Origin of the sequence: Shewanella saliphila (genome assembly GCF_014648295.1) — a bacterium.
GTDB classification, from domain to species: Bacteria; Pseudomonadota; Gammaproteobacteria; order Enterobacterales; family Shewanellaceae; genus Shewanella; species Shewanella saliphila.
Window position 1 is genome coordinate 1 of sequence record NZ_BMQV01000071.1, and the last position, 13,185, is coordinate 13,185.

Sequence of the window (13,185 nt, forward strand, 5' to 3'; positions counted from 1 at the left end):
ACATCCAGAGCGATGGTCAAAAGAAGAGCGAAACTGGCAACCAATAGGCGCTGTGGCGTTAAATCCAGAGCAACATAAAGAAGTTGCTTAACAATTTAGGCGACAACTGTCTTGAAAAACGCCGGTTCCGGCAATGCTGTTAAGCCGGAATCCAGGTGTTGCTTTTCACTCTCTTAACCAAAGTCAAAAGAAACACCTGGATCCTCAATAAAAGCATTCGAGGATGACGTGCTAGAACCTAGAACCTAGAACCTAGAACCTAGAACCTAGAACCTAGAGTCTGTAAGCGAAGCGTTCGGTAAACCGTTATCAGTCTACGCTTTAGTACAATGCTGCAATAATTTAATAAAAAAATCACTGCCTTTGCGTTCTGCAAAAGCAATATTGCGCTCAGGGATTGATTCGGGGTCATTGTAGTTAGCCAGGGCAACTTCCATGCTGGCTTCTCGAATGATGTGTAAGGTTGGGTAGGGCGCTCTATTGGTAAAATTGGCTGCGCTGTCTTGTGCTTCACCATCAAAACAATAGTCGGGATGAAACGTCGCAAGTTGGTACACGCCTTCATAATCCTGCTGTGCTAATAAATCAGTAGCATCATCGACTAAATCCAAATAGGCATAAAACCCTTCGAAACCGCGCGGTAAAATAAATAAAGTGGTTTCTGTTTCAGGGTGATTGTCTAGGTAGCCACATTCTGCAATTAAAGCCTTCATAACGGCTTTTATTTTAGTGTGTTCAATGGCCACATAGCGAATACTGGCACGCTCCACTTCTCGGCGAGCAAAGGGACAAATATTGTATTTCATGATGACATCAACAACCCAGCGTTCGGTGTGGGCTATGCATTCATGTTGTTCCATAAAAAACCTTCACTCAGTTACTGTGGTGCTGCTGGTAGCATCATCGGGATAATAGACGCCACTAACAGCAGAGCCATCGACACATTAAAAATACGCTGTTGACGTTCATTTTTCAGTATACGTTTCAACGCCACACCAAAACTAAGCCATACTATTGCACACGGAAAGGCCACGCATAAAAATACACTGGCAATGGTGATTATCTGGCTATTAAGCTCTTGATGAACAGTGGTAAAGGTGGCAATTGCGCCTACCGCCATAATCCAGCCTTTAGGGTTAACCCATTGAAATGCGGCGGCTTGAATAAAGCTAAAAGGCTTACTGACTTGTTTGCCTTCCATTTTGTTGCTGCTATTGGCAATCAGCCATGACAAATACAATAGGTAAGTAATGCCCACCACTTTAATCACTGTGTGGATCACCGGATAAGCCTGAAATAAAGTACTTAAGCCTAACCCGACGGCTAAAATCATTGTTGGAAAGCCTAGGCTTATCCCTAATAAATGCGGAATACTGCGCTTAATGCCAAAGTTGACCCCAGATGTCATCAACATGATGTTGTTAGGCCCAGGCGTAATACCGGCTGAAAACGCAAACAATGCTATCGCAAATACCAATTCCATATTGTTATCTTTTTGCCAAGGTATGATGAAAATTTGTTGGCATTCTATCGGTTAATGTTACGACAATCTAATAAAAAAGTGATTGCTGATTCAGATCGATATTAAACATTGTGATATCTGATTTTACGGGGTAGCTTAACCTTATCAATAATATGGTTTTTGGCGTATTTAAAATAGGACTCTCCCATGATAAATAGCTTAAGCAAGATGATTGTTATGGTTAGCATTGTGCTGCTAACGGCATGTACAACCAATGATATTACGCCGCCAGCATCGCAACGTATAACCATGGTGACTAGTGGTGATTTATCGGTGTTATCGAAAACTTACGCGTGGCACGAAAGTCTGTTTGTTGTGCAAACGGCCAATAAAATGGATGAACAGGCGTTACGTAATCAGCTAGTCAAGTCGGTGAATAAAGTCATGGCTGATAAAGGCTATCAATTGGTGTCTATTAACGACTCCCCGCACATGACGGTAGGCTTTGGTATGGCTTTAGCCACTGAAATGAGCGATAACGACATTTTAGCGAAGGTCGGTCTTGTACCTGGCCTTGCCACTAAAGATGCTAATGCACAGCAACATAAAGGCTCGGTATTAGTGGCTTTTTTCAATCCTAATATTCAATCCCCCTTTTGGCGAGTATTAGCACAAGGATTTACTGAGCCAGAGCAGACGATAGAGGTGCGAGAGGCGCGGTTTGATAACTTGATAAAAATGATGCTAAACGATGTGCCAGCGATGTAAAACGTAGGCCAATAAAAAAGACGCTAACTGCGTCTTTTTTGCTAGTACATGCATTACTAACCCATTAGTGGCTAACACATTAATTGGCTATCAAGAAAGATCACCCGTGTGTAACTTCGACTTCATACGAACCAAATTTACGGATGTTAATCACGCCAGTATCAAAAATTAAATATTGGCCTTTAATACCTTGTAAGGTCCCTGTGACTTCTGGCACTTTATCAAAATTATGCGATTTCACTTTAGTTGGAAATTCAGTAATCGGATAACTAATGGCCTGAATGTTGGCATCAAGGCGTTCAATCTCAATGTCTTGATGTTCGCTTGCTAACGCTTGCAGCTTGTCTTCAATCAGCGGAATAAGTTTTGTCGCCTGCTCGACCAAATCGATATCATCATTATGACCTTTTAACATGGCTTGCCAGTGGGTTTTGTCATTGATGAATTTGGCTAACTCGATTTCAATTAACCCTGACATTTTACGGGTCGATACTTTAAAAATCGGCAAACCTTGTGTTGCACCTTGGTCAATCCAGCGGGTTGGAATTTGGCTGTGACGCGTAATGCCCACTTTTATCCCAGAGGTATTAGACAAGTAAACATAGTGAGGCACAAAACAATTCGACATGGCCCATTCTGGTTCACGACAGGTGCCTTGATCAAAATGGCAGGTTTCTGGTTTCATGATGCACATGTCGCAGCTAGCTAGCTTTGTCATGCACACGTAACAATGGCCTTGCGAATAACTCTTTTTGGTTTTTTTGCCGCAGCTGCTGCAAAAAATATTACCCGTGTGAGTCATGGTGAGGGTTTTACCGATTAATGGGTTTAGCGGTAAGCGATCCTCACCTACAGGTAAATGATACTCCACCTCATGGTTGTCATTGAGGTGGGTTTTCAGTTTTGATAGCGTTCCAAACATGGTTAATCCATTTTATCGTCTTTATTTGTTGGCAGTTTAGCAGATGATGAAAATGGAATTTAGCCTTAATTTATCCAACATGGTTTATGTGCTGTTTATCTGTTAACTTTTTAAGTTGATGGGTTTAACTTATCTAACACCACGTCATCACCCATTTCATACAGTGAGGTGGCAATCATCTCTTCTTGTGATGGATCGGTAAGGCCTAACTCCATTGTGGCTCTAAACAAATCAATACCTGTGTGGCTAGCAGTTTCATACTGACTACTAAACTGCTCAATATTGATGCCTAATGCATTCATTTTATTAGAAATATGCAAAACAATACCCGGGCGGTCGTAAGCCACCAGGTTATAGCGTAATTGTTTAACAGGCTTTGCACTTAAACTGGTTTTAGAAAAGGTCAGGGTTAAGCCATCAATGCACTCTAACGCATCGACCAGCTCATCCCATTTTAGTGCTGGAACTTCCAATTGTAATATTGCGGCAAAAACACCATCAATATGGCGCATTTCAGAATCTAGCCAGTTACCATTATGGCGACTAACCACATTGGCTATTTGTTCGACTAATCCTTTTCTATCAGGTGCTTGAAGAGTTAAAAGGTAACGCATCATACGATATTTCTCCTATAAGTATTAGCTGTAACACAACTGTCATCTTTACGTCATATAATCGCAGCCACTTAAGATTGCGTTGTTGTTTTATTGTTGATTACGATAATTTGAAAATCTATTAACGGCTAACATGAATGGCCAACTGAAACACAGACAAACCTAAAACTAAAGGTGAGTATTGTGGATAAGAAAACCGCTCACTGTATTTGTTAAGTAAAGCCGCTGTATGGTCATAAATATTTATTGTTAACACAGTAGACTACACAATCAAAGCGCTAATTATGGCATCGATTAATTATTAGAGGTTCTTAATGGAAAGTCAGGTAAATCAACCTGGTTCTGCTGAAAAAAGTCTACTTGTTGGTAGACAAGCATCACGCAGAGCATTTAAGGATAAAGCAGCTGAGTATGGAATAACCATTGGCGGCACCATGGTGTTTGTTGCCTTGTTATTGATTTTTTTCTACTTGCTGTATGTCATCAAGCCCATCTTTGATGGAGCACATATAGAACCGGTGACAAGTATCAGTTATCAAAATGCTGATGCTGAAACGTTAATGGTTGGTACTGACGAGCAAAATGAAATTCTTTACCGCGTTACCGCGCTGGGTACTGTTGATTTTTACTCATCAGTAACAGGCCAATTGATTTCATCATTTACGCCTACATTACCTGAAGGCACAACCGTTACTAGTAGCGCTAAATCTAGCCCAAGTGAACAACGTTTCGCGCTAGGGTTAAGCAATGGTCAAGTGATTGTTGTCGGTGTTGATTTTGCGGTGTCTTACCCTGATAACCAACGTCTAATTACACCTAAACTGACTTATCCTATTGGTGATGAGCCGTTAACCATCAACCAAGATGGCGCTGTTTACAATATGGTGTTTGATTACAGCGACAGTCGCATGAGTTTTGCTTACCAAGACGCCAATGGTGCTTGGAAGTTAAATCGCCAAGAAGGCGAAGAAAACATGATGACCGAAGAAGTTGAATGGACGGTTTCAGAGGTTTTCATTGAAGAAGCCCCTAAAGAGGTGGTTTCGGTATTAATGACACCAGATCACCGCCAATTGATTTTAAGTACTGCTCATCGCTTATTTGTATACAACACCCGTGATGCCGATGCAGTTGAGCTGCTACAAGTACTTGATGTTAAAAAAGGCAACGCCAAAATTAAACAAGTGGATTTATTGGCGGGTGCAAGCTCAATAATGATCAGCTACGACAGTGGCGTGATAAGCCAGTATTTCCAGGTGAACGGTGAAAATGGCCGTTTATACCAGCAAATTCGTGAGTTTGACGATGTTGCACCAGTAAGCTCAATGGCCACAGAGTTTTACCGTAAGAGTTTTGCGGTATTAAGCTCAGAAGGCGAGCTAACGCTTCTTTATACCACCAGCCAGCGTAATTTGTTTGATGAAAAATTTGACCTTAAAAACCCAGGTTTAATGGCCTTTAGCCCGCGTTCAAATGCATTGGTTATCGAAGCTGACAACAAACTGAATTTACTTTCAGTGCAAAACGACCATCCTGAAGTGTCTTGGAGCGCCCTGTGGCAAAAGGTGTGGTACGAAGGCTATCCCGAGCCTAAGTATGTGTGGCAGTCAACGTCAGGTTCTGATGACTTTGAAGCGAAGTTAAGCTTAATGCCATTGGCATTTGGTACCATGAAAGCGGCTTTTTACGCCATGTTATTTGCCGTGCCATTAGCCATTTCGGGGGCTATTTACACCGCTTATTTCATGACACCTAAAGTGCGTAATGTGGTTAAGCCGACCATTGAAATTATGGAAGCATTGCCAACGGTTATTTTGGGTTTCTTAGCGGGTTTATGGTTAGCACCATTAATTGAAGATCACTTGCCCGGCATCGTGGTGTTGTTGATGTTATTGCCAATATCAATATTAACCACGGCATTGGCTTGGAGCAAAATGCCAGAAACCTGGAAGCATCGTTTACCTGAAACCTATCAAGAGTTGATGTTAGTACCTGTCATTCTGTTTGTAGGTTGGTTCTCGTTCACCATTAGCCCAGTGATTGAAGTGGCATTATTTGACGGTAATACACGTCAATTTATCACCAACGATTTAGGCATCACTTTCGACCAACGTAACGCATTTGTTGTGGGTATCGCCATGGGCTTTGCGGTTATTCCAACCATCTTCTCTATTGCTGAAGACGCCATCTTCTCTGTACCACGTCATTTATCGAACGGCAGTTTGGCACTTGGTGCCACTAACTGGCAGACCTTAACACGCGTAGTACTACTGACTGCAAGCCCAGGTATTTTCTCTGCCATTATGATGGGGCTTGGCCGTGCTGTTGGTGAAACCATGATTGTATTAATGGCAACGGGTAACACAGCAATCCTTGAGTGGAGTGTGTTTGAGGGTATGCGTACCTTGGCGGCTAACATTGCGGTTGAGATGCCAGAGTCGGCCATTGGTAGTTCGCATTATCGTGTGTTGTTCTTAGCGGCCTTTGTACTGTTTGTATTCACCTTCTTCTTTAACACCATTGCCGAAGTGGTACGTCAGCGTTTACGCGAACGTTATAGCTCACTGTAAGGAAAGATGATGACTCAATATTTGATTAATTCGCCAATCGCCTTGAGAGGTTTGTGCAATGGGTAAGTGGTTTAAATCAGGTTCACCGTGGATTTGGATGACCGGTGGTGCCGTAAGTATCAGTTTAATTGCCGTTCTTGGCTTATTACTGTTAATCGCGTGGCGTGGTCTTAGTTACTTTTGGCCTGCTGATGTTTATGAGTGGCAGCTTGAAGATAATCAAGGTGTAAAAAGCACGTTAATCGGGGAAATTTATGACCGCGAAGAAGTGCCAACAGAACGCTTATTGTCTGCCGGGCATACATTTACGCAACACCCTGGTGAGTTTGTAACGCGTTACCTCGTTAAAACCGGTAACCGTGAGTTTGTAGGGTTAGATTTTCGTTGGATTTTAGCCACTGATATTGTTAGCCGCACTCAACCGGCTGACATTGCCAAATTAGAGCGGACTAAAAACGGTAACTTTTACGGTTACCCAATTGCAGTGATTGAAGACGGTAAACGTTTAGCATTAACCAGCGATGCCGACATCGAAAGCTCATTGGTTAGCCATATTGAGCGTGCGGTTGAAATTTCAGATCAAGCCGTTGATTTGCAAAAGTCGGACATTGGCGCAATTAACTATCAAATCGAACGTTTGCGCTTAAAGCAACGTGGCTATGAGCTTGATGGTGAGTTAACCGAGGCACGTAAAGCCGATATCAAAGCGCAAATTGATCAGTTAAACAAAGACTATTTAGTCCTTGAAAAAGACCTATTTGCACTGCGTGATAAAGCGGCCCGTGACTCAGTGGTCATCCGCGACATGCGTGGTCAAGAAGTGGTCCTCAAGCTAGACTCTATTTTAGATGTTAGCTATGTCAATCACATGAGCATCTTTCAAAAGGTCGGTCATTGGTTTGTTGGCATTGGTCGTTTTATTAATGACGACCCACGTGAAGCGAATACCGAGGGCGGGGTATTTCCAGCCATCTTTGGTACGGTATTTATGGTGATGTTGATGGCCGTTATCGTGACACCATTTGGTGTGGTAGCCGCTATCTACTTACATGAATATGCTAAAAAAGGCCCTATTACTAAGATGATCCGTATCGCGGTGATTAACTTAGCGGGTGTACCGTCGATTGTTTACGGTGTGTTTGGTTTAGGCTTCTTTGTTTACATGATGGGTGGCTCAATTGACCAATTGTTTTTCCCTGAAGCATTACCCGCACCGACATTTGGATCGCCTGGGGTTATTTGGTCAGCACTAACTTTGGCTATCTTAACGCTACCGGTTGTGATTGTATCAACCGAAGAAGGCCTTAGCCGTATACCTAGCGCAGTGCGTCAGGGCAGCCTGGCATTAGGTGCAACAAAAGCCGAAACCTTATGGCGGATTGTTATTCCAATGGCGAGCCCAGCCATTATGACCGGTCTAATTTTAGCCGTGGCACGTGCTGCCGGTGAAGTTGCCCCGTTAATGTTAGTGGGTGTGGTAAAACTAGCCCCCACATTACCGATAGATATGAACTTCCCGTTTGTGCATTTAGAGCGTAAGTTCATGCACTTAGGTTTCCATATTTACGATGTAGGCTTCCAGAGCCCTAACGTTGAAGCGGCTCGCCCATTGGTGTACGCAACATCGTTCTTATTAGTATCAGTAATTGTTGCACTTAACTTAACCGCAATCAGCGTGCGCAACCATTTACGTGAAAAATTCCGTTCGCTAGAACACTAATTAGCGATATCCTGAAGGAAAGAAAAAAATGATTTCTATTGATAGTTCAACAATGCAAACAGAAACAGTTGATTTAGTTAACTTACCCGCGCAGGATACCGCACTTGAGATCCGTAACCTTGATTTACGTTATGGTGACAAACAAGCGTTATTTGATGTGTCGATGAAGATCCCTAAAAAACAGGTCACTGCTTTTATTGGTCCAAGTGGTTGCGGTAAATCAACCTTGCTACGTTGTATCAACCGCATGAACGATTTAGTTGATACTTGTAAAATTGAAGGTGAAATTTTACTTCATGGACAAAACATTTATGACAAGAAAGTGGATGTAGCATCACTGCGTCGTAACGTGGGGATGGTGTTCCAGCGTCCTAATCCGTTTCCAAAGTCAATTTACGAAAACGTGGTGTATGGCTTGCGTTTACAAGGCGTCAATAACCGCCGTGAACTAGATGAAGCGGCAGAGCGCTCTTTACGCGGCGCCGCAATTTGGGATGAAGTGAAAGATCGTTTACACGATAACGCATTTGGTTTGTCTGGTGGTCAGCAACAACGTTTGGTTATTGCGCGCGCCATCGCAATCGAACCAGAAGTGTTACTATTAGATGAACCTACTTCAGCGTTGGATCCTATTTCAACTCTAACCATTGAAGAATTGATCACTGAGCTAAAAGAGCAGTACACCGTTGTGATTGTGACGCATAACATGCAACAGGCTGCTCGTGTATCAGATCAAACGGCCTTTATGTATATGGGTGAATTGGTTGAGTATGCCAACACCAACACGATTTTTACTACCCCTAAAAAGCGTAAAACAGAAGATTATATCACCGGTCGTTACGGTTAATCTTTTGAATAACGTTTTTAATTAACTTTTTGAATTAGGTGGGTATTATGGAAAAAATGACTCTAAACAAACACATTTCTGGTCAGTTTAATGCTGAACTTGAAGACATTCGTAACCGCGTATTAGCTATGGGCGGTTTGGTTGAGCGTCAACTTGAACAAGCACTAGATGCGCTAGCAAGCTTAGATACTGAACTGGCACAAACAGTCATTAATGGCGACCACAAAGTTAACGGCATGGAAGTGTCGATTGACGAAGAGTGCACCCGCATTATTGCTAAGCGCCAGCCAGCAGCAAGTGATTTACGGATGATTATTGCTATCACAAAAACCATTGCTGATTTAGAGCGTATTGGTGATGCGTGTGTGCGTATCGCTAAAGCAGCACTTGAAAACCGCGCCAACAACCAACAACCATTATTAGTCAGCATTGAAAACATGGGGCGTCACGCCACGCGTATGTTGCATTCAACCCTTGACGCGCTGGCACGTATGGATGCTGATCAAGCACTTGAGCTGCACAAAGAAGATGCCAAGCTAGACAAAGAATACGAAGGTATTATCCGTCAATTAATGACTCACATGATGGAAGACCCTCGCTCAATTCCTGGTGTATTAGATGTATTATGGGCCGCCCGTGCTGTAGAGCGTGTGGGTGACCGCTGTAAAAATATCTGCGAATACGTGATTTACTATGTAAAAGGTAAAGACGTACGCCATGTGTCGTATGAAGAAATGGAGAAAGGTCTATAACTGTTTGACAGTCAATGCCTGATTTCACCGCAACGTTATGTTGGTAAAGCCCCTTACGAGGGGCTTTTTAGTATCCTCAGAAAAGTTTATAAGTGAGCGATTCTATGAAGCCCTTTGAGCATCTTAGCGACATTTTGGGATCTACACGGTTAAGACTGAACATATTGCAACTGATTGGACATAATGACTTATTAGAAAACCGTCATTGGTTCAAATTGTCCCTACAATTTTGTTTATGTGTTATTTACAGATTTATTTTGAGATCTGTGTCTCATTTTAAATATGGCATTGTTATTGCTGTAACTTAGTATCTATTACCTACGGCAAGATTTATGAGATGTGAAATCAATCGTTTCGACAACGTCAATAAGATTTCAGGCGAGTTCAGTGGCGCATTTGCAGATTTAGGCACCTTTCTTCCTTTAGTGCTAGGTTTAATCGCCCTTAATCACTTCTCCCCCCAAGGGATATTTTTGGGTTTCGGTTTTTTTGCATTATTTACAGCACTTTATTACCGAAGACCCATGCCGGTACAACCGATGAAGGTGATTAGTGCATTAGTCATTGCAGAAGGCATGTCCCTTGGTATGCTCCAGGCATCAGCCATACTCATGGGAATTATCCTGCTGGTATTAGCTTATAGCGGCATTATTCAATGGATGGCTAAACAGTTATCGCCAGCAATCAGTATTGGTATCCAGCTAGCCATCGGGCTTCAACTTATCTGGCTTGGTGGCGTCATGATGAGCGAAACTTGGTTCATTGGGTTGCTTGCCTTTGGGCTATTGTTTGCGAGCCGTTATATGCCAATGCAATATTTGGTGATGCCGTTAGTGATTCTCCTCGGGATTATTTGGCAATATTACAGTGGTACAGCACCTAGTTTTAATTTCACCCAAACCAGCGCATGGCAGTTAAGTTGGCCTAGTATTGATGAGTGGGGCTCGGCTGCAGTGCTATTAGTATTACCGCAATTAGCGTTAACATTAACTAACGCGGTGATTGCGGTGTCGGCAATGGCCAAAGATAAGTTTCCTGAAGACGCAGTTAAATTTGAGCCACAACAATTTGCTAAAAGCTCTGGTTGGGCAAATTTATTGCTAGCGCCATTTGGGGCAACAGCCATGTGCCATGGGGCAGGTGGCCTTGCTGTACAATATCACTTTGGTGCTCGCACCTGGTTAGCGCCCACCATTTTTGGCAGTACATGTATACTTATTGCTATTTTTTGGGGTCAGGGCATTGCCGGTGCGCTTTCATTAATTCCTCTGGCCATTTTAGGCAGTTTACTGGCAATAGCAGGCACGCAATTGGCTTGGTCAAAACGCTTTATCGATGGCAAACCGTTTTGTATTTTTGTGATTTTTTCTACTGCAATAACATGTTTAGTCATTAATACCGCAGCAGGCTTAGCCGTTGGAGTGTTATTAGAGCTAGGTCGTCATCAATGGTTGAATGTCGCCAATACGAATAAGTAATCTATTGCTTGTGTGAATATGAATACCTGATATGCCGTATGGCGCTTTGTTAGTGCGACAAAATAAGCAGTCGCAAACCGTGAACCTGTTCCAGATAGTGAACAGGCTCCAGACTGTGAATAGATTTGAAGTGACTAATCAACAAACTGTGTTAACATTTTTGTTCAGTCCTTTCTTCTTTTATGTGATCAATGAAAAAAACACTCGCGCGCGGCTTAACTAACTTACTGCCAATGGTGCTGTCCATTTGGCTGTTTTGGTCTTTATTTATTTCACTTGATGGATTAGGCCAATTACTGCTTGAAATTGTTGGTGTTAAATCCGTGTTTGTTGGTGCTGGCTTTTGCTTAGTCGCCTGTTTAATCTTTGTTGCCGGACTGCTTTTTTCAGTAAGCCCCATTGCTTGGGTTTATGGTTGGATAGAAAGCCAGTTAATGAAATTCCCATTATTTAAATCGGTTTATGGCAGTATTCGTGATATTGCCAGTTTGATGAGCCGTGATGGTGAACCTAAAACGCAAAAAACCGTATTAGTTAAACAGGCTAACGGTGGTTATGTTGTCGGTTTTATCATGAGTGAGTCCGCTCCTCAACCATTGGCTGATGCATTACCAGAGGGCGATTGGGTGCCAGTATTATTTCAGCTCAGCTACCAAATGGCAGGAGTCACCAGTTTAGTTAAACGTGACGATCTAATTTACGTTGATTGGTCATTTGAGGATGCGATGCGCTTTAATTTAACCGCCGGGATCGCGAATACCAAAGCAGTGTAGTCCGGGTTTTATTTCTAAGTATTGCTGACATCGTGACTCAGTATGAGTGTTAGCTACATTATCAATATTTATCGAATTCAGTTCTAGTTACTGAATAATCGTCAAATAACAGCGTATAAACAATTGCCCCAAGCGATAACAGTGATTATCCTTGGGGTAATTTTTTTGTCCGAGTGATACTTGTATGTCAACTAATCAAAGTAAACTAGATAAAGTCTTAGCCGAAGCCAGAGACTACAAAGCCACCCGTGAAAAGGGCTACCGCGAACAAGCATTAAAACTCTACCCTTGGGTCTGTGGCCGTTGCACTCGTGAGTTTACTCATAAAAACTTGTCTGAATTAACCGTCCATCACCGAGATCATAATCACGACAATAATCCTTCAGATGGCACCAACTGGGAATTATTATGCTTGTACTGCCACGACAATGAACACTCACGCTTTGAAGAGTTAATTCGTTACGGCAGCACCAAAGAAGCCAAACAAGAAGCCGCCACATTCAACCCGTTTGCAGACTTAAAAGCGATGATGGATAAGAAGTAGGGCTCTCCTGACGTTTGGACAACGTCTACTACTCCGTCGTTCCGGCAGTGCTTTTGAGCCGGAATCCAGGTGTTGGTTTTTAGGGTTTTAGGCCCTAGGTTCTAGGAACTCGCAAGCTCGCCAGAGAGCGGACTTCGTCCTTCTAGAATCTAACAAACACCTGGATCCTCAATAAAAGCATTCGAGGATGACGGCATAGAGCAACATCAAACACCGTCAACTACCACTTCATTTGCTCATTCGTACTCAGATGACGCCCACTATTCCGTCGTTCCGGCAATGCTGTTGAGCCGGAATCCAGGTGTTGGTTTTGGGGTTTTAGGTCTTAGGTTTTAGGAACTCGCAAGCTCGCCAGAGAGCGGACTTCGTCCTTCTAGAATCTAAGAAACACCTGGATCCTCAATAAAAGCATTCGAGGATGACGGCATATAGCAGTATCAAACACCGCCATTATTCCGTCTTTTGCTTGTTCGTACTCAGATGACGTCTACTACCACGTCGTTCCGGCAATGCTGTTAAGCCGGAATCCAGGTGTTGGTTTTAGGTCCTAGGTTCTAGGAACTCGCAAGCTCGCTAGAGAGTGGACTTCGTCCTTCTAGAATCTAACAATGATGTGGTCAAGTAAATCTGTACACAAACAAGAGTTGCGTTTTAAGCAGCACTTTCAGCTGCTGTTGGGGTCATATAATTATTATAACTATGCCCGCGTTTTGTATTGTAGTGCTTCAATATATA

General features: G+C 42.8%; 12 protein-coding genes. 8 read left to right on the plus strand and 4 right to left on the minus strand.

The window, feature by feature from the left end:
• Positions 1-314: 314 nt before the first annotated feature.
• Complete coding sequence (locus IEY48_RS19515) at positions 315-860, minus strand: DUF1415 domain-containing protein (protein WP_188923227.1); 546 nt, start codon at positions 858-860, stop codon at positions 315-317.
• Between the two features lie 17 nt (positions 861-877).
• Entirely contained in the window at positions 878-1,483 is a 606-nt protein-coding gene (locus IEY48_RS19520; RefSeq protein ID WP_188923228.1) for a LysE family translocator, read from the minus strand.
• A gap of 186 nt (positions 1,484-1,669) precedes the next feature.
• Between IEY48_RS19520 and IEY48_RS19525 the strand changes: the two genes are divergently transcribed.
• Positions 1,670-2,230: a DUF4136 domain-containing protein gene (locus IEY48_RS19525; protein WP_188923229.1), complete on the plus strand. Its 561-nt coding sequence runs from the start codon at positions 1,670-1,672 to the stop codon at positions 2,228-2,230.
• A 100-nt stretch (positions 2,231-2,330) separates the two neighbouring features.
• Here the strand turns inward: IEY48_RS19525 and IEY48_RS19530 are convergent, their stop codons facing one another.
• Together IEY48_RS19530 and IEY48_RS19535 are read right to left on the minus strand one after the other, a co-directional pair.
• Entirely contained in the window at positions 2,331-3,152 is an 822-nt protein-coding gene (locus IEY48_RS19530) for a DUF2797 domain-containing protein (RefSeq protein ID WP_188923230.1), read from the minus strand.
• A 110-nt stretch (positions 3,153-3,262) separates the two neighbouring features.
• Positions 3,263-3,769 carry a glycine cleavage system transcriptional repressor gene (locus tag IEY48_RS19535; protein WP_188923231.1) on the minus strand — a complete coding sequence of 169 codons (507 nt, stop codon included), beginning with the start codon at positions 3,767-3,769 and terminating at the stop codon, positions 3,263-3,265.
• Positions 3,770-4,080: 311 nt separating this feature from the next.
• Between IEY48_RS19535 and IEY48_RS19540 the strand changes: the two genes are divergently transcribed.
• From IEY48_RS19540 to IEY48_RS19570, 7 genes are all read left to right on the plus strand, one after another.
• The gene (locus tag IEY48_RS19540) at positions 4,081-6,336 is read left to right on the plus strand and encodes an ABC transporter permease subunit (protein WP_188923232.1); all 2,256 of its coding nucleotides are present in this window, start codon (positions 4,081-4,083) and stop codon (positions 6,334-6,336) included.
• A 58-nt stretch (positions 6,337-6,394) separates the two neighbouring features.
• Complete coding sequence (gene pstA, locus IEY48_RS19545; RefSeq protein ID WP_188923233.1) at positions 6,395-8,056, plus strand: phosphate ABC transporter permease PstA; 1,662 nt, start codon at positions 6,395-6,397, stop codon at positions 8,054-8,056.
• Between the two features lie 28 nt (positions 8,057-8,084).
• Complete coding sequence (pstB, locus tag IEY48_RS19550; protein WP_188923234.1) at positions 8,085-8,903, plus strand: phosphate ABC transporter ATP-binding protein PstB; 819 nt, start codon at positions 8,085-8,087, stop codon at positions 8,901-8,903.
• A 47-nt stretch (positions 8,904-8,950) separates the two neighbouring features.
• The gene (phoU, locus tag IEY48_RS19555) at positions 8,951-9,655 is read left to right on the plus strand and encodes a phosphate signaling complex protein PhoU (protein ID WP_188923235.1); all 705 of its coding nucleotides are present in this window, start codon (positions 8,951-8,953) and stop codon (positions 9,653-9,655) included.
• A gap of 332 nt (positions 9,656-9,987) precedes the next feature.
• Positions 9,988-11,133, plus strand: coding sequence for a putative sulfate/molybdate transporter (locus IEY48_RS19560; RefSeq protein ID WP_188923236.1), 1,146 nt, complete (start codon positions 9,988-9,990; stop codon positions 11,131-11,133).
• A 191-nt stretch (positions 11,134-11,324) separates the two neighbouring features.
• Positions 11,325-11,906 carry a DUF502 domain-containing protein gene (locus IEY48_RS19565; protein ID WP_188923237.1) on the plus strand — a complete coding sequence of 194 codons (582 nt, stop codon included), beginning with the start codon at positions 11,325-11,327 and terminating at the stop codon, positions 11,904-11,906.
• A 184-nt stretch (positions 11,907-12,090) separates the two neighbouring features.
• Positions 12,091-12,450: a YajD family HNH nuclease gene (locus tag IEY48_RS19570; protein ID WP_188923238.1), complete on the plus strand. Its 360-nt coding sequence runs from the start codon at positions 12,091-12,093 to the stop codon at positions 12,448-12,450.
• Positions 12,451-13,185 lie beyond the last annotated feature (735 nt).